The following is a 24,086-nucleotide window of genomic DNA, read 5'->3' on the forward strand; positions in this document are numbered from 1 at the left end:
CACGCTGCCCCCCGGGATTTGCGCGTCCCCGTCCCGGCCGGAGCCGGAACGCAGGATGTCGAGCAGGCCCCGGAAGGACCCTGTGCCGCAAGGCGTGCGGATTTTGCCTGCACATGCAGACAAGCCCACGATGTTATCACGCCGGCCGCATCGTGCTCAAGGCTGAAGCGGATTGAAACCCAGGCCGACACAAGCCTCGCGGGTACCCGCCGCGGAAATGGCGAAGGCATCGGTTGGCATGCGGTTTGCGCGGATACCGGGTTTGCTGCGGCGCGGCGCTTGCGATAGCCTTCCCGCTTTCCCGCCCCGACACAGAACACACAACAATGAGCATTGTCATCAAGACCCCCGAAGAGATCGAGAAGATGCGCGTGGCCTGCCGGCTCGCCGCCGAGGTGCTCGACTACATCGAGCCGTTCGTTGTCCCCGGCGTGACCACCGGGGAGCTCGACCGCCTCTGCCACGACTACATGGTGAACGTGCAGGGCACCATCCCGGCCCCGCTCGACTACGCACCGCCCGGCTACAAGCCCTACCCCAAGTCGATCTGCACTTCGGTCAATCACCAGGTCTGCCATGGCGTACCGGGCGAGAAGGCGCTCAAGAAGGGCGACATCGTCAACCTCGACATTACGGTGATCAAGGAGGGCTTCCACGGCGACACCAGCCGCATGTTCCTGCTCGGCGGGGACTCGGCGTGCAGCATCGTCGCCCGCCGCCTGACGCGGATCACCTACGAGTGCATGTGGCTGGGCATCGCCACCGTCAAGCCCGGCGGCCGCCTCGGCGACATCGGCGCCGCGATCCAGAAGCACGCCGAAGGCAACGGCTTCTCGGTGGTGCGCGAGTTCTGCGGCCACGGCATCGGGCGCAAGTTCCACGAGGAACCGCAGGTGCTGCACTACGGCAAGGCCGGCACCGGCCCCACGCTCGAGCCCGGCATGATCTTCACCATCGAGCCGATGATCAACGCCGGCAAGGCGGCGATCTCCGAGCTGCCCGACGGGTGGACCATCGTCACCAAGGACCGCAGCCTGTCGGCGCAGTGGGAGCACACGGTGGTGGTCACCGAGACCGGTGTCGAGGTGCTCACCCTTTCCGCCGGGTGCCCGCCCCCGCCCGAGCTCGTCGCTGCCCGTTTCGCAACGGCTGGCTGAAGAATCCGTCGCAGGCCCGCACATGAACGACGCCCTCACCGACGAGCTGCACACCCTTGCCACCACGGCACGCCAACGTCTCGTCGAGGGCACGGCGCAGCTGCGCGACGCCTATCAGGGGCGGCCGCAGACCTCCATCCTGCTCAAGGGCCGCGCTCGACTGGTGGATCACGAGCTCGTCCGCCTGTGGACGGCGTGCGCGATGCCCGCCTCCGCCGCGCTCGTGGCGGTGGGCGGCTATGGGCGCGGCGAGCTTTTCCCCGCCTCGGACGTCGACCTGCTCGTGCTGCTATCCACACCGCCCGACGAGGCGCTGAAGGCGCGCCTGTCGGCGCTGGTCGGCGCGTTGTGGGACTGCGGGCTCGAGGTCGGTCATGCGGTGCGCACGGTCGACGAATGCATGATCGCCGCCGCCGACGACATCACCGTGCAGACCAACCTGCTCGAGGCGCGTCTGCTCGCCGGCGACCCGGCGCTGTTTGCCGAGCTGAGCGCGCGCTACCGCGAAGCGCTCGACGTGCGCGCCTTCTACAAGGCCAAGCTGCTCGAGCAGGAACAACGCTACGCCCGCTTCAACGACACGCCCTACGCCCTCGAGCCCAACTGCAAGGAGAGCCCCGGCGGGCTGCGCGACCTGCAGATGCTGGGCTGGATCGCACGCGCGGCCGGGCTTGGCCACAGCTGGCGCGACCTCGCCCGCCACCGCCTCATCACCGGCAGCGAAGCCGGCGAACTGCGCGCGATCGAGCGCTTCCTGCAGCACATCCGCATCCGCCTGCATCATCTCACCGGGCGCGCGGAGGACCGCCTGCTCTTCGACCACCAGGAAAAGCTCGCCCGCATCCTCGGCATCGAGGCCACGCCCACCCGGCGCGCCTCCGAGGTGCTGATGCAGCGCTACTACGTCACCGCCAAGATGGTGATGCAGCTCAACACCGTGCTGCTGCAGAACTACGGCAGCGTGATCTTCCCCGACCGCGGCGCCGCGATCGTGGTCAACGCGCGCTTCCAGGTCGTGCGCGAGCTGCTCGACATCCGCGACGAGGACGTCTTCGAGCGCCACCCTTCCGCGCTGCTCGAATGCTTCCTGCTGCTGCAGCAGCGCTCCGAGCTCAAGGGCATGACGGCGCGCACCCTGCGCGCGCTGTGGATCCACCGCAATCAGGTCAATGCCGCGTTTCGCGCCGACCCCGCGCACCGTGTCCTCTTCCTGCAGATCCTGCAGCAGCGCCGCGGTATCGTGCGGGTGTTCCGCAAGATGAACGAGTACGGCATCCTGTCGCGCTACATCCCGGCGTGGCGGCGCATCGTCGGCCAGATGCAGCACGACCTCTTCCACGTCTATACGGTCGACCAGCACATCCTGATGGTGCTGCGCAACGTGCGCCGGTTCACGATGGGAGAGCACGCGCACGAATACCCGCTGATGACGCGGCTGATCATGGCCTTCGAGCGCCACTGGCTGCTCTACGTCGCCGCGCTCTTCCACGACATCGCCAAGGGCCGCGGCGGCGACCACTCCACGCTCGGCATGGCCGACGCGCGCGAATTCTGCACCCAGCACGGCATGGACGCGAACGACACCGCACTGGTCGTGTGGCTGGTCGAGCAACACCTCACGATGTCGCGGGTCGCACAGAAGGAAGACACCTCCGACCCCGAGGTCATCCAGCGCTTCGCCGACGTCGTGCGCGACGAGCGTCGCCTGGTCGCGCTCTACCTGCTCACCCACGCCGACATCCGCGGCACCAGCCCCAAGGTGTGGAACGGCTGGAAGGGCAAGCTGCTCGAGGATCTGTTCTTCGCCACCCAGCGCCTGCTGCGCGGTGCCACCGCCAAGGAGGCGCTCGGCCTCGACGGCCGCCTCGAGGACGCCCGCCGCCAGTTGCGCTTCCACGGCCTGCGCCCCGGCGTCGAGGACGCGCTGTGGGCCCGGCTCGACCCGGTGTACTTCATGCGCCACTCCGCCGAGGAGATCGCCTGGCACACCCGCTTGTTGTACTACCGCACCGAATCCGACGAGCCGGTGGTGAAGGCGCGCGTGGCCGAGGACGAGGACGGCGTGCAGGTCATGGTGTTCACCCGCGACCAGAAGGACCTCTTCGTGCGCCTGACCGGCTTCTTCGGGCGCATGGGCTTCACCATCGTCGACGCCAAGGTGCACACCACCCGCCACGGCTACGCGCTCGACAGCTTCATGCTGCAGGACCCGGGCGAACAGGCCGCCTACCGCGACATCGTGATCCTGATCGAGCACGAGCTCACCGCCCGCCTGCAGAAACCGGGGCTGCCCGAGCGCCCGAGTCGCGGGAGAATGTCGAGGCAGGTCAAGCACTTCCCGATCAGCCCGGAGGTCAGCATCCGTCCCGACGAGGCCGGCCGCCATCACGTGCTCTCGCTCACCGCCGCCGATCGCCCCGGCCTGCTCTACGACGTCGCCGCGGTGCTCGCCGAGCACGGCATCCGCCTGCACACCGCCAAGATCGCCACCCTGGGCGAGCGCGTCGAGGACACCTTCCTGCTCACCGGCAACGTGCTCAACCAGGACGCGCAGGTGCTGAGGATCGAGCGCGAGCTGCTGGAGCGGCTGCAGGTCTAGCCGCGCTCGTGGCGCGCTCCGGATGCGCTCGCGGCGCGCTCAGTGCCCCTTCCCCGCCAGGCGGTCCATGGCGGCGTAGAGCAGGCCCGAGAACAGGAAGGTCACGTGGATGCCCACCATCCAGCCGAGCTGGCGGTCGGTGAGGTTGTGGGCGTTCATGAAGGCCTTGAGCAGTTCGATCCCGGAGATCGCCACGATCGAGCCGATCAGCTTGAGCTTGAGGTCGGAGAAGCCGATGTGTCCCATCCACTCCGGGCGGTCGCGGTGGGTGTGCAGGTCCTCCATCTTGGACACGAAGTTCTCGTAGCCGCTGAACATGATGATGATCAGCAGGTTCATGATCAGCGCCACGTCCACCAGCGACAGCACGCCGATGATCAGCTCGCTGCCCGAGGCGCTCCAGATCTGCGCGAACAGCCCGAACAGCTCCTTGGAGAACTTCACCAGCAGCAATACCATCGCCAGCACGAGGCCGAAATACACCGGCGCCATCAGCCAGCGGCTGGTGAACAGCACGTGCTCGAACCCGCTCTCGATCCGCTTCATCGCATCGCGCTCCTCGACCGGTCGATCAGACATGGCACAGCCCCTCCAGCACGGCGCGCACGCGCACCATGGACTCCTGCAACACCAGCTCGATGTCGTCGAAGTGGATGCCGTGCGCGCTCGACGAGCGCCCCGCGGCGTAGTTCACCACCACCCCGATCGCCGCGTAGGGCAGCTCGAGCTCGCGCGCCAGCGCCGCCTCGGGCATGCCGGTCATGCCGACGATGTCGCAGCCGTCGCGCTCGAGGCGGTCGATCTCCGCCGCGGTCTCGAGGCGCGGGCCCTGCGTGCTCGCGTACACCCCGCCATCCATCGCGCTGTCGCCGGCCGCGGCGATCGCCGCGAGCAGACGGTGGCGCAGGGTCTCGTCGTAGGGCTCGGTGAAGTCGATGTGGCGCACCGGCGTGTCGCCGCCCTCGAAGAAGGTGCTCTTGCGCCCCCAGGTGTAGTCGATGATCTGGTTCGGGACGATCAGCGTGCCCGGCGCCAGGTCGGCGCGGATGCCGCCCACCGAGGCCACCGAGACGATGCCGGTGGCCTTGGCCTGCTTGAGCGCCCAGATGTTGGCGCGGTAATTGACCAGGTGCGGCGGGATGGTGTGGCCGTAGCCGTGGCGCGCGAGGAAGACGACCGGCTCGTCGCAGACGCGCCCGAAGGCGAGTGCGCCGGAGGGCTCGCCGTAGGGCGTGCGCACGACCTCGCGGCGCTCGATCTCCATGTTCGACAGTTGGGTGAGTCCGCTGCCGCCGATGATCGCGAGCATGGTGAAGAGACCTCCTTTGGCTGAGGCGCGCGATTCTAGCACGCCCCTCAGAAATCCATGCTGCGCTGCCACAGCACGTGCTAGAATCCTCGCCCTTTCAAAGACTTCGCCGCCCTCCTCCATGTCCCGCGCCATTCGCAACATCGCCATCATCGCCCACGTCGACCACGGCAAGACCACCCTCGTCGATCAACTGCTGCGCCAGTCCGGCACTTTCCGCGAAAACCAGCAGGTCGCCGAACGCGTCATGGACTCGGGAGACATCGAGAAGGAACGCGGCATCACGATCCTGTCGAAGAACTGCGCCATCCAGTATGGCGATACCCACATCAACATCGTCGACACCCCGGGCCACGCCGACTTCGGCGGCGAGGTCGAGCGTGTCCTGTCGATGGTCGACAGCGTGCTGCTGCTGGTCGACGCCGTCGAGGGTCCGATGCCGCAGACCCGCTTCGTGACCCGCAAGGCGCTCGCGCTGGGACTCAAGCCGATCGTCGTCATCAACAAGATCGACCGCCCGGGCGCACGCCCGGACTGGGTCATCAACCACACCTTCGACCTCTTCGACAAGCTCGGCGCCACCGAGGAACAGCTCGACTTCCCGGTGATCTATGCCTCCGGCCTCAACGGCTTCGCAGTCATCAACGAGGGCGACGAGCGCAAGGACATGCGCCCGCTGTTCGAAGCCATCCTCGAGCACGTGCCCGCGCCGGAAGTCGATGCCAACGGCCCGCTGCAGATCCAGGTCTGCTCGCTCGACTACTCGACCTACATGGGCCAGCTCGGCATCGGTCGCATCAAGCGCGGCAGCGTGCGCCCGAACCAGGAAGTCGTCGTCATGTACGGCGAAGAGAACCGCGGCAAGGGCAAGGTCAGCCAGATCCTCACCTTCGAGGGCCTCGAGCGCAAACCCTCCGAGCTGGCCGAGGCCGGCGACATCGTGCTGATCGCGGGCATCCAGCAGGTCAACATCGGCGTCACCCTGTGCGACCCGGAGTGTCTGGAAGGCATGAAGCCGATCGCGGTGGACGAGCCCACGCTGACCATGAACTTCATGGTGAACACCTCGCCGCTGGCCGGTCGCGAGGGCAAGTACGTCACCAGCCGCCAGATCCGCGAGCGCCTGGAAAAGGAACTGCTCAAGAACGTCGCCCTGCGCGTCAATTACACCGGCGACTCGGACGTGTTCGAGGTCTCCGGTCGTGGCGAACTCCACCTCACCATCCTGCTCGAGAACATGCGCCGCGAGGGCTACGAGCTGGCGGTGGGACGCCCGCGCGTGGTGTACAAGGAAATCGACGGCGTGAAGTGCGAGCCGTACGAGATGCTCACCGTCGACGTCGAGGAAGACCACCAGGGCAGCGTCATGGAAGAGCTCGGCCGTCGCCGTGGCGAACTCCAGGACATGCAGCCGGACGGCAGGGGCCGCGTGCGCCTCGAATACCGCATCCCGGCTCGCGGCCTGATCGGCTTCCAGGGCGAGTTCCTCACCATGACGCGCGGCACCGGCCTCGCCAGCCACGTCTTCGACGACTACGGCCCGATGGCCGGCGCCATGGCCGAGCGCCGCAACGGCGTGCTGATCTCGCAGAACGACGGCGACGCGGTGGCCTACGCGCTGTGGAACCTGCAGGACCGTGGCCGCATGTTCGTCAGCCCGGGCGAGGCGCTGTACGAAGGCATGATCATCGGCATCCACACCCGCGACAACGACCTCGTGGTCAACCCGATCAAGGGCAAGCAGCTCACCAACGTGCGCGCCTCGGGTACCGACGAAGCCGTGCGCCTGATCACGCCGATCCAGCTCACCCTGGAATCTGCGATCGAGTTCATCGCCGACGACGAGCTGGTCGAAATCACGCCCAAGAACATCCGTCTGCGCAAGCGTCACCTGAAGGAAACCGACCGCAAGCGCGCTGCCAAGGCCGACGCGTCCTGATCTCAGGCCGCTCGAACGAAAGACGCCCCGCCGGTTCTGCCCGCGGGGCGTCTTGCCATCCGGGCGCTTGCCACAAACGCAGCGCACGGTTTGCAAATGCCCGCTTTCCTGCTATCACGGAAGTACCACAAATGAATGGAGCGCGCGCCGCGGACACGCGGTAATGCGCGCCCAGAACCGACAGAGAGCTTCGCTGCGCAAAGCGCAGAGCGCGGGTGCAGTTGTGCCCGACGATCTGCACAGCGCGTCCCTGCGGGTGTCCGCTTCGGATGCCTTCGTCCCTGCCGATCCGACAGAGCAGGAGAACGAACATGATGCGTCCATCATCGCAGGTGGTGTTGGCGGCCGTTGTCTTCATTGCCGCCATGCTCGCCCCGCCCCTTCCCCTGGCAATCGCTGATGCGCCCGCCGCCTCGCCCGCGTCGACGCCGGCAAGAATTCATGCCCAGGACCTCCCATATTACGAGGCTTGCGCGCGGGAAGGCTTGAACGAGTCCGAATGCGCCGGACGGCTGATCTGGTTCAAGGCCACTGCCGGCAACGAGCGCTTCCACACCTACGTGTTCCAGCAGCGGGTGGGCGTGCTGATCGACTGGTTCCGCGTGCTGCGCAGCGACGAGCGCGGCGACCGCTTCCGCGCCTGGGGCATCATCAACGATCCGGCCTGCTGCGTGCCCGGCAGCCCCGACTGCCCGGCGAAGAGCCTGGACGAGACCTACGGTCTCGACTGGTGTCCGGGCGACGAGGAACTCCTCCCCCATGTCGGGCGCAGCGGCTACCGCGATCCGGCCTGCGACTTCCGCGATGCAGCGCTGAAGCCCGGCGATGTGCATGGCCCAGCCGACCAGCGCCACGACGCCTGCGACCTGCGTTTCGGCACCTCGACCGGCGCACTGGGCATCCGCAAGTTTCCGAACCCGCGCTTCGACCGCGCAGCTTGGTTGAAGCTCAACGGCAGCCCGGGCACCTGGGAAGGCTATAACCGGCCGATCGCCGCCGCCGGCGGCCGGGGCGAGGCGGCCCGCTCCCACCTCCAGGACGGTGCCATCGAGCCCCCCTTCCTGATCGGCACCTCCTGCGGTTCCTGCCACATCGCCTTCGATCCGCTCAACCCCCCGGCTGACCCGGCGCGCCCGGCATGGGAGAACATCAAGGGGCTGATCGGCAACCAATACACGCGCGTCTCCGAGATCATGGTCTCGGGCATGGCATCGAACACCCTCGAATGGCAGATGTTCGCCCATGCCAGGCCGGGAACCAGCGACACCTCGGCGATCCCGACCGACCAGGTCAACAATCCCGGCACGATCAACGCACTGATCAATCTCGCCAAGCGTCCGACCTTCGCCAACGAGTCCGTGATCAAGTGGCGCAAGACCGCCTCCTGCGCCAAGGGCGTCGACGAGACCCGGTGCTGGTGCGAGCCGGGCCGCAACGGCAAATGCTGGGAGAAGTCCCTGCACAAGGAAGCCGTACACCACATCCTCAAGGGCGGTGAGGACTCGATCGGCGCGCTCGAAGCCATCCAGCGCGTGTACTTCAACATCGGCTCGTGCTCGGAGCAGTGCTGGGTCAATCACCTTGCAGACCTGCGCCAGCTCGATCCGCAACAACGCGGCTTTGGCCAGACGCCCTTCGACATCGGCCAGTGTAGGCGGGACTGCCCGAACTTCCGCGCCGTCGAGGACCGCTTGGGAAACATTCTCGACTTCTTCATGTCGGCCGAAGGCCATGCCACCGACCTGCGCGAGGCACGCGAGAACACGCTGCGGGTTGCCAACCCCGGCGCGCGTTACACCGATCAGGACCTGATCGCCGATCTCGAACGCACGTTCGGAGCGGGTGCGGTCGCGCGTGGCCGTGAAGTGTTCGCCAATGGCTGCGCACGCTGCCACTCGAGTCAGCCCGCGGCCGCGACTGGCCAGCTTGCCGGCCTCGATTTCCACAAGCTCGACCTCAAGACGGGGCTGCGCGAGGACTGGCTGGGCAACGATGGCCCCACCGCAGTGTCCGAGGTCGGCACCTTCCGCTGCCGCGCCCTGCACTCGAACCACATGGCCGGCCACGTCTGGCAGGAATACGGCTCCGAAACCCTGCGCGCACAGCCGCCCGACCCCAACGTCAAGGAACCCGGCGACGGTGGCCGCGGCCACTACCGCAACATCTCGCTGCTCAACCTGTGGGCGCACGCCCCCTTCCTGCACAACAACGCGCTCGGCCCCGAGCTTTGCGGCAAACCGCACAACGCCGCCAACGACTTCTATGCCCAGCGTCCGCGCTACGTCGATGCGAGCAATGTCAAGCTGTTGCCCGCCGAGCGCCAGCCCGCCTGCTTCGAGTACGACCCGAGCGTCGAAGGCCGATTCAAGCTGTACACCCTGTCGATGCAGGCGCTGCTCAATCCCGCCCAGCGCATCCCCAAGGTGACGCTGCTGAACGAGGACGTGACCCTGCGCCTCGGCCCGCGGCTATGGGACGGCACCGACAAGGAACGCCTGCTCGGTTTTGAACTGACGATCCCGAGCGAGATCGACGGCCGCGGCGTGACCGCCGGCACGCTGGGCAACTTCCAGCACAAGGCCTTCATCGTCGATCTCGTGCGCGCGAAGACCGCGCCCGACGAGCTCGAGCGCAGCCTCGCCAAGCGCCTGGGCAAGGAGAGCGCGAGGAAGGTGCTTGCCGACCTCCAGGCCGTCGCGCGGGAAGTGACCGGTAAGCCGAACGGCGTGGTCGAGGCGCTGCGCGCGCGCCCCTACCTGATCAAGCAGGTGTACAGCAGTTGCACCGCCGAGGTCGAGAACGCGGGCCACCGCTTTGGCGAGGACTTGTCCGAGGCCGACAAGAACGCCCTGATCGCCTTCCTCGCAACGCTTTGAGCATGGGGGACTTCATCATGACAAGGATCTCGCACTGGCCGTTTGGGGCGCTCGCCGTCTGCATGCTGGCCGCCATGGCGGTTACGGGATGCGGCCTGTTCGACGACGACGGGGAGCGGGCGCCGGAGATCGCCTTCGCCCCGCATGCCGAAGGCTATGCCGGCAAGCCCGATTTCGCCTGGCTGGAACATCGCCATCCGCTGTCGACGGCCGACCTGTACAAGATCACGCCGCAGAACATCGCGCAGCTCGACCAGGAGCAGGTCGACCAGATCTATGCGCGCCTGAGCGCCGGGCCGATCCCCGACGGCGCGTTCGACGGCGACCTGTTCTTCCCGCGCGGTGGCAGCGGCAAGCTGCGCCTGTCCGAGATCGCCGGCGGCGGCCTGAAGGGCTTGCTGGTCAATGTGGCGGGCGGCAAGCTCGACCTCGTTGGCGAGATGTTGTGGAAGGGCAAGGTGTTCTACCGCGACGAGCGCCTGCTGCGTAACCGCATCGAGGATCTCACCACCTTGCGCAAGCTCGGCCTCGTCGAGGAAAGCGCGGACACCCCGCTGCAGAAGCTCAATGTCGGCGGCAAGGACCAGTGGCTGCTGTTCCCGGCGAAGCTCTACTGCGGCCAGAGCCTGCTCGACGGCCGGCGCGAATCCATCATCATCGACTACGCCTTCACCGATGAACTGCCGGGCTACCGGCGCATGCCCGACCTGCTCGCGGGCCGCAACGGCTTCGCGATCCGCGACGAGATCCGCATGGTCTACCCGGGCTTCTACCTTGGTCGGGCCTACATGGACCGCGCCTTCGTGGTGAACTTCGTCCTCCACAACGCGCAGATGATCGCGGCGAGTCGCGAAGCGTTCCTGAAGACCGGCCAGGTCGATCAGGATTGCTGGAGCGGCACCCAGCAGCGCTTGATCGCCGCCGCGGCAGGGGGTGGCTGAGAACGGTCCGCGCGTGGTTTTGCGGGCGGCGGCTGCGTCCGCGGCCCGCAAGATCGCGCAGGGGAACGAGCATGAGACTGTCTCGTCCTGTCTCCCGCCATGTGCTCCCGGTGCTGCTGGGCGCGCTGTTCGGCAGCGTGTTCATGGCTCCGGCCAATGCCGCCGAGGTCGACCGCGCACCGTCGCCGCACGGGCGGTCGCTGTTCGATCGCCTGCTCGAGCGCGGGGCGAACGGCGCGCAGCAGGTGCCCTTCCCGTTCCCCGCACTGCTCCAACGCGTGCGTGCGCAGCTCGATGGCGAGGACCCGAACGGCGGACTGGCGATCGTGCTGATCCCGCTCGGGCGCTCGCTGCAGCGCCACGCCGCAGGAGACGTCGATGCCTTCCGTTTTCCGCGTGTGGTGGCCGCGGTCACCGGTGAGCCGGCAAGCGACGCACCCGCGGGACACCTCTACCTGAAGGACCGCTTGTACGTCGCGCACCACGAACGTGCCGAGGCGCTCGAGGTGATCAGCTACAACGAGGATGCGGGTCGCTTCGAGTTCCAGCTCGTGCTCGACTACCGCGCCGGGGCAACGCCGCGGGTGGTCGCCGCGAACCGTACGCTCTGCCTCGCTTGCCACCAGAACGAGGCGCCGATCTTCTCGCGCCCGTCGTGGGACGAGACCAGCGCCAGCCCGCCGGTCGCCGCACGCCTGGCTGCGACCGGCCTCGACTATCAGGGTCTGCCCTGGCGTCACGGCGTCGATGTGCCTGAAGCGATCGACGCCGCGACCGCACGCGCGAATCGCCTCGGCGTGGCCCAGCGCCTGTGGCGGGACGGCTGCGCCCTCGCCACCCCGCAGGCCGGCATCGACTGCCGTGCCCAGGCGCTGCTGCACGCGCTGCGCCAGCGGCTGATCGGCACCGGGGCGCCGGTCGCGCGCGCGGATGCCACGAACCGCCTGGTGGATCCGCTGCTCGCCAACTGGCAGGCGCGTTGGCCGGACGGCCTCGTCATTCCCGATCCGCAAATCCCCAACCGCCAGCCCTTCGCCGGCATCGAGGGCGGGATTGCGCCCCCGAGCGATGCCGAGCTCGTGCGCTATGCGGACATTCCGGCGGTCTTCGATCCGCTCGCGCTGCGGGCGCCGATCGAGCACTGGCGCGGACGCGACCCGGGCGACGTGATGCGCTTCATCCACCTGCTCGGGACGCTGTTCTCGCGCGCCGACCTTGCGCGCATCGAGCGCGCCCTCGCGCGCATGCCACAGCCTGCAGCGCGGGAGATCGACCTGAGCTGCACCCTGCGCCGGGCCACCGACGCAACGCGGCTCGACCTCGACTGCGCGCGCGGATCCGAGGTCCGGCTGCAGGCGCGCATCAGGCTCGACGGCGGGCGCAGCGCCGACGGCATCCTCGACCGTCTCGAGTTGTCCGGGTCGAGCGCGCACACCGGTGTGACGCTGGCCATCGCGAAGGACCACGACCCGGCATCCGGCTGGCCGATCCGCTTCGCGCTCACTGCCAGGGCGGGTGGTCCGATCCGCGCCAGCACCGGGGAAGCCATCACCACCTTGCGGCTCGGTGGCGACGACGGCAGCGCCCACCTGCCGGGGTCGCCGAGCGCGGCCGAGGCGATCGTGGCAGCCCTCGAACTCGTCGATGACCTCGAGCCGCTCGGGCACGCCGTCGAGGCCCTCGCGCAGGCAAATGTCGCCGGTCAGGACGATGCGCTGACGGGCGGCCCGGCACGCCGGATGGCCCTGCTCGCGCCGCTGCTACGCGGGCTCGGCGAGGACGTTCCTGCCCCGCCCGCCGCCGCAGCGCCTCCAGCCGCGTTGATGGCCGATGTCACCCGGTCCCGCACGACGCACTGGCCCGCCGACCTGCAGCCCTTCCTGCGCCAGTGCAGCCAGTGTCATGCCGAGAACACCGCCTTCCCGCCCGGCTTCCTGCACGGCGACGAAGCACAGGTACGCGCCAATCTCGCGACCTGTGCGCAACGCATGCTCCATCGGCTGGACATGAACCGGCTGCCGCCCGCAGCCCGCTCGAAAACCCCGATGCCGCCGCCCGCTGCCGCGCATGCCGGCGCCTTCCTGCAGTCGCCCGACCTGGCGGCGATGCGCGATCTGCTCGAGCACGTGCTGCAGGCAAGTGGCGTACGCAGCGCCGACGTGCTTGCCCATCCGTACGCCACCCTCGCGCCCTGCCGAGTCCCGACAGGGTGATCGGCGCTCCGACATCGCACCGCACCGTCCTGCAGATCCGAGGTCACCGTGAACACGCCCGAGTCCGTCCCCACAACGCATCGCCTGCGCCTCGCGCGCACGCTGCTCCGCATCCTCGTGCTGCTGCCCTGGCTGCTGCTCCTGCTCGCGGGCGGCTATGCCCTCGTGCGGTTCGTGCCGGACGAGCCGGTCGTCCATGCAGACCCGGTGGAGCACTTCAAGTACGGCTCGACCGGCGGCGAGCGCGCATCGGGCTTCCCGTACTGGATCTGGCAGGCCTTGCCGACCGTGTGCGCAGAACATCTGCCCGGTCCCGGCTACGCGTCGCTCGGCCTGATTTTCGAGGAAGGCCGCGACCTGCCGGTGGGCGTGTCGAAGCGGCGCCACCTCGGCATCGATCGCGTCTTCCTCAACTGCGCCGCTTGCCACGCCGGCCTCGTTCGCGACACGCCCGCTGCGCCCGCACGCCTGGTCGTCGGCATGCCCGCCCATCGCTTCGACATTCTCGCCTTCCAGCGCTTCTTCTTCGAATGCGCCGCTGGCCCGACCTTCTCGCGTGAGTTCATCGTGCCGGAGATCGAGCGCCTGAGCGGCGGACTCGGGCTCGTCGATCGCTACCTCGTCTATCCGGTGGCGATCGCGTTGATGCGCGAGCGCCTGCTGATGCTGCGCGCGCGCTTTGGCTTCGTGTCCGCGCAAGCGCCCTGGGGGCCGGGTCGGGTCGACACCTTCAACGCCGCAAAGGTCCTGTTCAATTTTCCGGTGCAACGACTTCCTGCCCGCGAGCGCCTCGGCGCCGCCGATTTTCCGTCGATCTGGAACCAGCGCAAGCGCATGCAACGTGACGATGGCGAGCGCATGGAACTGCACTGGGACGGGAACAACACCCACACCGAGGAGCGCAACAAGAGTGCAGCCTTCGGTACCGGCACCACGCCCCCCACCATCGACCTGGCGGCAATCTCCCGGGTCGAGGCCTGGCTGCTCGACCTCGGCCCGCCGGCGTGGCCGCTGCCGGTGGATAAGACACTCGCCGCGCGCGGCGCGGCGCTGTATGCGCGCTATTGCGCCGATTGCCACGGCGCGAGCGGCAGCGACTTCGCAGGGCCGAAGGTCGGCCATGTCACCCCGATCGCGGACATCGCCACCGACCCCGCCCGGCTCGATTCCTACACCCGGGATCTGGCGGTCAATCAGGCGACCCTCTATGCGGGCTATCCGCATCGTTTCCGCCATTTCCGCAAGACCTGGGGCTACGCCAACATGCCGCTCGACGGCATCTGGCTGCGCGCGCCCTACCTGCACAACGGCTCCGTGCCCACCCTGCGCGATCTGCTCGAGCCCGCCTTCGCTCGGCCGACGTGCTTTGTGCGCGGCGGCACGCTGATCGATGCGGTGCGGGTCGGCTTCGCCAGCGCTGCCGATCCTGCGCAATGCGCCGCGCCGACGGGCAGGGCCCAGACCGCAACCGATCACTTCCTGTTCGACACCACGCTGCCGGGCAACGGCAACAGCGGTCACGAAGGCCCGGCCTATGGCACCGATCTGCCCGCCGCGGACAAGGATGCGCTGGTCGAGTACCTGAAGACCTTCTGATGCGAGGAGTGCCGCCATGAAATTCGCCCCCTGCACGAATCCGGGGCCGCGCCCCACCCGGCTCCTCGGCCGGCGCCGCAACACCGGCCGCAGCCTGCTCGTTGCGCTGCTCGTGCTGCTCGCGCTCGGCGCCGCCGGCGGCGCCTTCGCCTGGTACAAGTTCTTTCGCGAGGAAGCGCAGCCGGAATGGATCACCAGCGATCCCGACATGCGCTTCAAGTACGGCTCGATCGGTGCCGAACGCGATGCCGGCATCCCCTACTGGATCTTCTACGTGCTGCCGCGGATGTTTCCCGACAAGCTGCCGGGCCCGGGCGGCTACGCCGCCTTCGGCGTGGTGTGGGAAGAAGGCCAGGAGCTGCCGGTCGGCTTCTCGAAGAAGGTGGTGGGCTTTCCGCGCGTGGCCAACAACTGCGCGTCCTGCCACACCACGAGCTACCGCACCCAGGCCGATGCGGCGCCGACTTTCGTGCCGACCGGCCCCAATCACACGCTGAACCTGTGGGCCTTCTTCCGCTTTCTGGTCGACTGCGCGAAAGACCCACGCTTCAACGCCGACAACCTGATGGCCGAGATCAATCTGGTCACCGACCTGTCCTTCATCGACCGCCTGCTCTATCGCTTCGTGATCATCCCGATCACGCGCAAGCGCCTGCTCGAGCGCGAACAGCAGTTCGCCTGGCTGTACCGCGACGATTTCCCGCCCTGGGGCCGCGGCCGCGACGATGCGATGAACCTGACCAAGTACTTCATGATCCGCTGGCCGATGGACGACAGTTTCGGCCCGACCGACATGCCTTCGCTGTGGAACCTCGGCAAGTACCGCGCCGATCAGGGTATGCGCATGAACTTCGCCGGCGACAGCCACGACGCGTATTCGGTGGTGATCGACTCCGCGCTCGGCCTGCTCGGCGCGCCACCCAAGGACAACGCCGAGTTTCTCGGCGAGGTGCGCTGGCTCATCGAATACGTTTCGGCGAAACGTGCGCCGCCGTATCCGTTCGCAGTCGATACCGCCGCTGTAGCGCGCGGCAAGCAGGTGTTCGACACGACCTGCGCCGGCTGCCACGCATCGGCGCGCACCGGAACGGTGATCCCGCTTGCCGAGGTCGGCACCAGCGCGGAGCGCATCGCGACATGGAACGAACGCGCGGCGCGCGAAGCGAATCAGGTGGTGGCCGGGATGGGCATCGAGCGTCCGGGCCTGGTCGAAGCCCCGCTGACCGGCTACGTCGCCGCCTTCCTCGACGGCATCTGGCTGCGCGCGCCATACCTGCATAACGGCTCGGTGCCCTCGCTGCGCGACCTGCTCGAACCGCCCGCGCAGCGCCCGACCCGCTTCTGGCGCGGTTACGACGTCTATGATCCGGACCGGGTCGGCTTCGTCACCCACGGCCCCGAGGCCGAACGCATCGGCACCGTGCACGACGTCGGGGCCCGTGGTGGCAGCAACCGTGGTCACGCGTTCGGAACCACTCTCCCCGCCGCGGACAAGGCGGACCTGCTCGAATACCTCAAGACGATGTGAAACGGGCGACCCGCGGGCCGCCCGTTTCCGACCCGCCTCGACGCGCGAGACGGGACTTACTTGGCTGCCTTCGCCGCCTTGCCTTCGGCGCCGAAGCGCCCGCTCAGGTAGGCCGCGAAGTCGCCACCAGTTTCCGGATGGCGCAACCCGAACTCGATCGTCGCCTTCAGGTAGCCGAGCTTCGAACCGCAGTCGTAGCGCACGCCGTCGAACTGGAAGGCCAGCACGGCCTCCTCCTTGAGCAGCGATGCGATCGCGTCGGTGAGCTGGTACTCGCCACCGGCGCCGGGCTTCAACGCACGGATGTGATCGAAGATGCGCGGGGTCAGGATGTAGCGACCGACCACGGCCTGGGTCGTCGGTGCTTCCTCGGGCTTGGGCTTCTCGACGATGCCGGTCATGCGCTGCACCTGGCCCTTGTCGGATTCGGTGCTGACGATGCCGTAGCTGCGGGTTTCCTCGCGCGGCACATTCATCGTGCCGAGCACCGAGCAGCGGTGATAGTTGTACACATCCACCATCTGCTTCAACACCGGCGTGCCATCCTTGTTGTCGAGCAGGTCGTCGGCGAGGATCACCGCGAAGGCCTCGTCGCTCACCACGTGGCTGGCGCAACGCACGGCATGGCCGAGGCCGAGCGCCTCGGACTGGCGGATGTAGATACAGTTGACGCCCTTCGGCACCGTCTGGCGCACGATCTCGAGCAGCTGCTTCTTGCCGCGCGCCTCGAGCTCGGTCTCGAGCTCGTAGGCCTTGTCGAAGTGGTCCTCGATCGAGCGCTTGGTACGACCGGTGATGAAGATCATGTCGGTGATGCCGGCGGCGACCGCCTCTTCAACGGCGTACTGGATCAAGGGCTTGTCGACGATCGGCAGCATCTCCTTCGGGCTCGCCTTGGTGGCGGGCAGGAAGCGCGTGCCCATGCCGGCCACAGGAAAAATCGCCTTGGTGACTTTCTTCATTTTTCTTGCTCTCCCATGAATAGAGGGGGTTGCGACGCAGCAGCGGGCGCGATCATGCGCCAAGCAGACCTGGCCTGCATCAAGCGTTTGTATCCGTTTCGTTCAGCAGCACGCGCAGCCCGTCCTCGTCGAGGATGGCGAGCCCGAGCGCCTGCGCCTTGTCGAGCTTGGAGCCCGCCTCGGCGCCGGCGACCACGTAGTGCGTCTTCTTCGACACCGAGCCGGCGACCTTGCCGCCGCGGGCCTCGATCCGCGCCTTGGCCTCGTCGCGGCTCAGGGTCGGCAGCGTGCCGGTGAGCACGAAGGTCTTGCCCGCGAGTGCGCCGGCCACCGAGCCCTGCGGCTCGCCCTCGGCCCAATGCACGCCGGCGGCACGCAACTGCTCGATCACCTCGCGATTGTGCGGCTCGGCGAAGAACTCGGCGATGCATTTCGCCACGATGGGCCCCACGTCGGGCACCTGCTGCAGGGCATCGACGTCGGCCGCGATCAGCGCGTCGAGCTTGCCGAAGTGGCGTGCGAGGTCGCGCGCGGTGGCCTCGCCGACGTTGCGGATGCCGAGCGCGAAGATGAAGCGCGCCAGCGTGGTGCCACGGCTCTTCTCGATCGCCATCAGCAGATTCTGCGCCGACTTCTCGCCCATGCGCTCGAGGTTGGCGAGCGCGAGCACGCCGAGGCGGTAGAGATCGACCGGCGTCTTCACGATCGCCGCGTCCACAAGCTGATCGACCAGCTTGTCGCCCAATCCTTCGATGTCCATCGCACGCCGGCCGGCGAAGTGAAGCAGCGCCTGCTTGCGCTGGGCCGGGCAGAACAACCCGCCGGTGCAGCGCGCGACCGCTTCGTCTTCGCCGCGCACCACATGCGAACCGCACACCGGACAGGTGGGGAACCGGTCGAGCAGCACGAAGCGCGGCAGTTCGCCGCCGCGGCGCTCCAGGATCGGCGCCACCACCTCGGGGATCACGTCGCCTGCACGACGCACGATCACCCAGTCGCCGATGCGCACGTCCTTGCGGTCGATCTCGTCCTGGTTGTGCAGCGTGGCGTTGGTGACCGTGACGCCGCCGACGAAGACCGGCTCGAGGCGCGCCACCGGGGTCAGCGCGCCGGTGCGGCCGACCTGCACCTCGATGTCGCGCAGCAGCGTCACCGCCTCCTGAGCAGGGTACTTGTGCGCCACCGCCCAGCGCGGCTCGCGGGTGACGAAGCCGAGCTGCTGCTGCAGCGCGAGCGCGTCGACCTTGTAGACGACGCCGTCGATGTCGAAGGGCAGCGTGTCGCGCAGTGCGCCGATGCGTGCGTGGAAGGCCGCCAGCCCCTCTGCGCCGCGCACCTGCGCGCGGTGGCCGCACACCGGCAGGCCGAAGGCGGCGAGCGCGTCCAGCACCTCGGTCTGGGTCGCGGGCAGCGTCCAACCGGCGACCTCGCCCAGCCCGTAGGCGTAGAAGGACAAGGGCCGGCGCGCGGCGATGCCGGGGTCGAGCTGGCGGATGCTGCCGGCGGCGGCGTTGCGCGGATTGACGAAGATCTTCTCGCCGGCCTCCGCCTGGCGCGCGTTGAGGCGCTCGAAGTCATCGCGGCGCAGGTAGATCTCGCCGCGCACCTCCAGCACCGGCGGCGCCTCGCCGAGCAGGCGCAGCGGGATCGCCTTCACCGTGCGCACGTTGCTCGTGACGTCCTCCCCGGTCTCGCCGTCGCCGCGGGTAGCGGCCTGCACGAGCACGCCGTCCTCGTAGCGCAGGCTGATCGCGAGGCCGTCGAACTTGAGCTCGGCGGCGTAGGCCACCGCCGCATCGTCCTCGTCGAGGCCGAGCGCGCGGCGCACGCGCGCATCGAACGCGAATGCCCCGCTCGCCTCGGTGTCGGTCTCGGTGGAGATCGACAGCATGGGCACGCGGTGGCGCACCGTGGCGAACTGCGCGAGCGCCTTGCCGCCCACCCGCTGTGTCGGCGAGTCGGCACTGCGCAGCGCCGGGTACGCCCGCTCGATGGCCTGCAGCTCGCGGAACAGGCGATCGTACTCGGCGTCGGGAATCGTCGGCGCGTCGAGCACGTAATAGGCATGGTCGTGACGCGCGATCTCGGCGCGCAGGGCCGCTGCGCGTGCGGCGGCGTCGGCCGCGGTCTCGCCGCGGCCGTCTTCGGCGAACAGGTCCATCACAAGGAGAACAGGCGCAGGGCGAGCGGGCTGCCGGCGGGGATGTCGTGGTCGGCCATGCGGCTCTGGAACTGGCCGATCTGGTTGCGGATGATCGTCGCCGCCTCGGCGCCGAAGGGCGCACGGTTGTCGTCGACCACGTCGCCACCGAGTTCGCCGGCGAGCGTGGTCGCCATCTTCATCATGCGGTCGAAGGCGGCACCGCCGTTGCTCACTCGCGGCACGTCGATCACCAGCGTCAGCCCGCGCGTCACCAGGCCCTTGAGGCTCTCGGGCGAGAAGCGACCGGACTCGAGGTTGGCCACCGTGAACACGCTGTGCTCGCCATCGACCATGTGGTAAGCGCCGTCGGCCCCGAGGCGCAGGCCGTGCTTCTCGGCCACGGCGTGGATCGCGCGGCCTTCGAACTGGCCTTCGCGGGAGACGACGTTGATGCCGATCTGCACGTCGACATCGGCGCAGAAGCGGTCGAGCTCTGTGGCGTTGCGCAGGGTCTCGCCGCGCGGCGGCAGCGCCGGGGGCAGGCTCATCAGCGCATCGGCCACGCGTTGCACGCCGCCCGAGAAGCGCATGAAGTCGGTCTCGCCGATCGAGCCCTGGCGGTTGACCAGCTGCAGCGCGGCGCAGAACCAGTGGCAGGCGCCGCTGCTGTCGGGACCGAGCGGCTGCCAGACGTTCTCCGCATCGTTGAAGCCGAACCAGTACACCGGCTTGCCCAGCCCGGCGAGTTGCTCGGCCTGGATCGCCCACACACGGCCGACCTCGAGCGCCTCGATGGTCTCGAGGCGGATCACGCAGTCGGCGCGCGCATCGAGCAGGCGTGGCAACTCGGGCGTGCTGCGCTTCATCGGCGCCTCGCTGAAGCGGCGCGGCTCGTCTTCGGCGGCACCGATGCCGGGTTCGCGACGCTCGCCCTCGGCGGGCTCCTCGCGCGGTTCGAGCAGCACGTCACGGTGCTCGGACTTGAAGGCCCGCTCGGCCTCGCGTCGGTGGCGGCGCTCCTGCCATTTGTTGTAGCCCACCACCAGCACCACCGCGGCGATGCCGGCGCCGATCAGCGCGATCTGAAGTTCGCTGTCCATTTGGATCCCAGAATTGCTCCGTGTAGCTTGTCCTGCGTCACGCTGCGGCCGGGTCGGCCAGGCGCAGCGCCTCTTCGATATCGACTTCCACCACCCGCGAGACGCCCTGCTCCTGCATCGTCACCCCCACCAGCTGCTGCGCGAATTCCATCGTGATCTTGCTGTGGCTGATGAAGATGAACTGCGTCTGTGCGGACATGCGCTTGACCATGTTCGCATAGCGCTCGGTGTTCGTGTCGTCCAGCGGCGCATCCACCTCGTCGAGCATGCAGAATGGGGCCGGATTGAGCTGGAACATCGAGAACACCAGCGCGATCGCGGTGAGTGCCTTTTCCCCGCCCGAGAGCAGATGGATCGACGCGTTTTTCTTGCCCGGCGGCTGGGCGACGATCTGGATGCCGGCGTCGAGGATCTCCTCGCCGGTCAGCACCAGTTCCGCCCGTCCGCCGCCGAACAACTGCGGGAACAGGGCGCCGAACTGCCGATTGACCGTATTGTAAGTGTCCTGAAGCTGCTCGCGCGTCTCGCGATCGATGCGCCGGATGGCATCTTCCAGGGTGTCGATGGCCTGCAGCAGGTCCTCGGTCTGCGCGTCGAGGTAGCCCTTGCGCTCGGAGGCGGTCGTGAGCTCGTCGAGCGCGGCCATGTTGACCGCGCCAAGCTCGGCGATTTCGCGCGCCAGGCGGGCGACTTCGCGCTGCAGGGTGGATTCCTTGGGCTCGGCGGCGAGCAGCGGCGCGAGCGCCGCCTCGTCGGCGCGGGCCTCGACGAGGCGCTCCTCGAACTGGGCAACCGCGAGTTCGGCGGCCTGCAGCGCGAGGCGCAGCTCGGCCACGCGGGCGCGGACCGGCGCGGCCTCGTGCTCGGTGCGCAGGCGCAGCTCCTCGACCTGCTTGAGCGCCGCAGCGGCCTCGGCGAGCGCATCGCGGCGGGCGGCGAGCGCGGCCTCGCGGCGCCCCCGCAGCGCGAGCGCCTCTTGCAGTGCTTCGGCGCTGCGGTGGTCGTCGGTGGCGTCGAGCTCGGCGGCACGCGCGGCGAGCTCGGCGACGACGCGTTCGAGCTGCTCGCCGGCGAGCTGCTGGTTGCGTGCGATGTCCTCGAGCTTGCCCGCGCACTCGCGCTCGGAAAACCTCGCTTCCTGCAACTCGCGCGCGGCCGATTGTTCGAGCGCGCGGGCCTCCCGCACGGCGTGTTCGCGCTCGCGCAGCACCTCGGTGGCGGCGTCGAGGCGTTCGCGCTGCAACTCCGCGAGCTCGGCCGCGCGCGCCTGTTCGAGCTCGGCGCGGGTGAGGTGCTCGCGCTCTGCGCTCTCGAGATGGACGATATCTTCGAGGTCGCGGGCGAGCTGCTCGCGACGCTCCTGCGCGCGGGCGCGTGCCTGCGCGAGCTTGAGCACCTCGACCTGCTCGGCATGCACCTGTGCCTGGATGGTCTGCAACTCGCGGCGCAGGCCGTTGATGCGTTCCTGCAGCGCGCTCGCAGCCGACTCGGCAACGACGAGCGCGTCATGCGCGAGGTGGGCCTCGTCCTCGTGCGCCTGCAATTCGGCGGAGAGCCCCTCGATCTCGCGCTGGCGCTCGATCACGCCGTGGGTGCGTGCGTCGGGGGCGTGGTGCACCAGCGCGTCGCGGGTCAGCACCTGGCCGCGCGGGCCGACCAGGCAGGTGCTCGGCCCCAGCTGCGCGCGCAGTGGCAGCCAGTCCTCCAGCCGCTCCACCGCCCACGCCCCGGAAAGAAAGTCGTCCACCAGCGCGCGCAAGGCCGGATCCCGCACCTCCACCAGCCCCGCCAGCGCCGACACCGCAGGAGCGACATCCGTCGCGATTGCCGTCGACGATTCCGTCGCCGTCGTGGCGACGGTCACGCGGCCCTGCGGCGAACGCGGTCCTTGTGCAGAATTCGCGCGCTCGGCGGGTGCGCCGGACCTTGCCGGAAGCGCGATGGCGAGCGATTCGGGGGGCGTCTCGTCGAGCACGGTGCGTGCGGCCGCGAGCGCGAGCGCGGGATCGGGCGAGGTGAGCGCGGCGAGGCGCTCGCGCAGCACGGCCTGCACCGCCTCGTCCCAGCCCGCCGCCACCTGCAGCTGCTTCCACAGCGGCGGCAGCTGGTCGAGGCCGTGGCGCTCGAGCCAGTCGCCGAGCTTGCCCTGCGACTGCACGCGCGCCTGCAGCTGCATCAGGGCGTCGCGACGCGCGCGCAGCTCGGTGAGCCGGCGCTGCACCGCACGCTCGTGCTCCAGCGCCGCCTTCAGCGCGGCCTGCGCGTCGGGCAGGCGCGGCTGCGCCGCGGCGAGTTCCTGCTGGTGCCCCTCCAGCTCGTCCTGCAGCGCTTCGAGCCGCGCCTCGCGCTCGGCGAGCACACGCTCGTCCGGGCCGACGATCCCGCCGCGCTCGCCCTCCAGGCGGCCGCGACGCTGTTGAAGGGCTTCGAGCGCACGCAAGGCACTCGCGCGCTTGGTTTCCTCGACGCGCAATTGCTGCTCGGTCTGGGCGAGCTCGCGGCGCGCCGCCGCCATGGTCGCGTCGGCGCCCTGGCGCGAAGAGTCCAGCTCAGGCAGGCGGTCGGCGATCTCCAGGTGGCGGGCCTCGGCGTGCTCGGCGCGCAGCGCTGCGTTCTCGGCGAGTTCCTGCCAGCGCGCGCGGTCGGCGGCGAGCGTCTCGCGGCGCGAGGACCAGTGCCCGCGGTCGAGTTCGAGCTGCGCCAGGCGCGCCTCCAGCCGCCTGCGCGCCTCGCCGAGATGCTGCAGCTCGGTCTCCAGGCGTGCGACCTCGGCGCTCGCCGCGAACAGGTCGTTCTGCGCCACGTGCACCGCTTCGGAGGCCTCGAAGTGCGCGTCGCGCCGCGACTCCACGCTGGTCTCGAGCTCCTGCAGGCGGGCGCTGTCGGCCTCGATGCGGCTGCTCGCCTCGTTCAGGGAGGCCGCCACGCGCGCCTGCTCGGCGCGCGCCTCGTTGCGCTTGACCAGCCACAAGAGCTGCTGCTTCTCGACGTGCGCCGCGTCGAGCTCGCGGTAGCGCGCCGCCACCGCGGCCTGCGCCTCGAGGTGCACGATGCGCTCGCCGAGCTCCATGCGGATGTCGTCGAGGCGGGCGAGGTTGTCGCGCGCGTCGCGCAGCCGACCCTCGGTCTCCTTGCGCCGCTCGCGGTACTTGGTGACGCCCGCGGCCTCCTCCAGGAAGCCACGGATCTCTTCCGGACGCGCCTCGATGATGCGCGAGATCATGCCCTGCTCGATGATCGCGTAAGCGCGCGGACCCAGACCGGTGCCCAGGAAGAGGTCGATCACGTCCTTGCGGCGGACATGGACGTTGTTGATGTAATAGGTCGACTCGCCCGAGCGGTCGAGCACACGCTTCACCGAGATCTCGGCATAGCGCGACCACTGCCCGGCGGCCCTGCCCTCGGCGTTGTCGAAGACCAGCTCGACACTCGCGCGCGACACCGGCTTGCGCGTGGTCGAGCCGTTGAAGATCACGTCCTGCATCGACTCCCCGCGCAACGCGGACGCGCGCGTCTCGCCCAGCACCCAGCGCACGGCGTCGATGATGTTCGACTTGCCGCAGCCATTGGGCCCGACCACTCCGACGAGGTTGCCGGGGGTGAGCACCGTGGTGGGATCGACGAAGGTCTTGAAACCGGCGAGTTTGAGCTTGGAGAGACGCACAGCGGGCAGTGGGAAGACAGCGGGACGTGCAGGCCGGCGATCCACCCCGCCGCACTCCG

The 24,086-nt window shown here is 68.8% G+C and carries 14 protein-coding genes; 8 read left to right on the forward strand and 6 right to left on the reverse strand.

The annotated features are described in order from the left end of the window. Window positions 1-326: 326 nt before the first annotated feature. Window positions 327-1,157 carry a type I methionyl aminopeptidase gene (map, locus tag ACZ5PP_RS03130; RefSeq protein ID WP_004301410.1) on the forward strand — a complete coding sequence of 277 codons (831 nt, stop codon included), beginning with the start codon at window positions 327-329 and terminating at the stop codon, window positions 1,155-1,157. 22 nt (window positions 1,158-1,179) lie between these two features. Beyond that, a complete protein-coding gene (locus ACZ5PP_RS03135; protein WP_287470952.1) occupies window positions 1,180-3,756 on the forward strand; it encodes a [protein-PII] uridylyltransferase in 2,577 nt (858 codons plus the stop codon). A gap of 39 nt (window positions 3,757-3,795) precedes the next feature. Here ACZ5PP_RS03135 and ACZ5PP_RS03140 read toward each other — a convergent pair whose 3' ends face one another. Both ACZ5PP_RS03140 and ACZ5PP_RS03145 read right to left on the reverse strand, forming a co-directional pair. Next, window positions 3,796-4,302 carry a TIGR00645 family protein gene (locus tag ACZ5PP_RS03140; RefSeq protein ID WP_004301404.1) on the reverse strand — a complete coding sequence of 169 codons (507 nt, stop codon included), beginning with the start codon at window positions 4,300-4,302 and terminating at the stop codon, window positions 3,796-3,798. A gap of 25 nt (window positions 4,303-4,327) precedes the next feature. After that, window positions 4,328-5,065: an S-methyl-5'-thioinosine phosphorylase gene (locus ACZ5PP_RS03145; protein WP_004301402.1), complete on the reverse strand. Its 738-nt coding sequence runs from the start codon at window positions 5,063-5,065 to the stop codon at window positions 4,328-4,330. A gap of 121 nt (window positions 5,066-5,186) precedes the next feature. Between ACZ5PP_RS03145 and typA the strand changes: the two genes are divergently transcribed. The 6 genes from typA to ACZ5PP_RS03175 all read left to right on the forward strand — a co-directional run bounded on the left by typA (window position 5,187) and on the right by ACZ5PP_RS03175 (window position 16,158). Next, a complete protein-coding gene (typA, locus tag ACZ5PP_RS03150; RefSeq protein WP_004301400.1) occupies window positions 5,187-7,004 on the forward strand; it encodes a translational GTPase TypA in 1,818 nt (605 codons plus the stop codon). Window positions 7,005-7,489: 485 nt separating this feature from the next. After that, window positions 7,490-9,880, forward strand: coding sequence for a cytochrome c (locus tag ACZ5PP_RS03155; protein WP_144312159.1), 2,391 nt, complete (start codon window positions 7,490-7,492; stop codon window positions 9,878-9,880). Between the two features lie 17 nt (window positions 9,881-9,897). Continuing rightward, entirely contained in the window at window positions 9,898-10,821 is a 924-nt protein-coding gene (locus ACZ5PP_RS03160) for a hypothetical protein (RefSeq protein ID WP_012585412.1), read from the forward strand. Window positions 10,822-10,892: 71 nt separating this feature from the next. Next, complete coding sequence (locus ACZ5PP_RS03165) at window positions 10,893-13,034, forward strand: hypothetical protein (RefSeq protein ID WP_273422620.1); 2,142 nt, start codon at window positions 10,893-10,895, stop codon at window positions 13,032-13,034. A 48-nt stretch (window positions 13,035-13,082) separates the two neighbouring features. Continuing rightward, window positions 13,083-14,630: a c-type cytochrome gene (locus ACZ5PP_RS03170; RefSeq protein ID WP_273422617.1), complete on the forward strand. Its 1,548-nt coding sequence runs from the start codon at window positions 13,083-13,085 to the stop codon at window positions 14,628-14,630. Window positions 14,631-14,646: 16 nt separating this feature from the next. Next, window positions 14,647-16,158: a c-type cytochrome gene (locus ACZ5PP_RS03175; RefSeq protein ID WP_273422614.1), complete on the forward strand. Its 1,512-nt coding sequence runs from the start codon at window positions 14,647-14,649 to the stop codon at window positions 16,156-16,158. 56 nt (window positions 16,159-16,214) lie between these two features. Here ACZ5PP_RS03175 and galU read toward each other — a convergent pair whose 3' ends face one another. From galU to ACZ5PP_RS03195, 4 genes are all read right to left on the reverse strand, one after another. After that, window positions 16,215-17,120, reverse strand: a complete 906-nt coding sequence (galU, locus tag ACZ5PP_RS03180) for a UTP--glucose-1-phosphate uridylyltransferase GalU (RefSeq protein ID WP_004301387.1) — start codon at window positions 17,118-17,120, stop codon at window positions 16,215-16,217. 79 nt (window positions 17,121-17,199) lie between these two features. Then, window positions 17,200-19,281 carry an NAD-dependent DNA ligase LigA gene (gene ligA / locus ACZ5PP_RS03185; RefSeq protein ID WP_012585415.1) on the reverse strand — a complete coding sequence of 694 codons (2,082 nt, stop codon included), beginning with the start codon at window positions 19,279-19,281 and terminating at the stop codon, window positions 17,200-17,202. Continuing rightward, window positions 19,281-20,363, reverse strand: coding sequence for a cell division protein ZipA (locus tag ACZ5PP_RS03190; protein WP_004301383.1), 1,083 nt, complete (start codon window positions 20,361-20,363; stop codon window positions 19,281-19,283). The genes ligA and ACZ5PP_RS03190 overlap by 1 nt, the downstream gene beginning before the upstream one ends. A gap of 37 nt (window positions 20,364-20,400) precedes the next feature. After that, window positions 20,401-24,027 carry a chromosome segregation protein SMC gene (locus ACZ5PP_RS03195; RefSeq protein ID WP_464826746.1) on the reverse strand — a complete coding sequence of 1,209 codons (3,627 nt, stop codon included), beginning with the start codon at window positions 24,025-24,027 and terminating at the stop codon, window positions 20,401-20,403. Window positions 24,028-24,086: the final 59 nt, after the last annotated feature.

Source organism: Thauera sp. DNT-1, assembly GCF_055393985.1.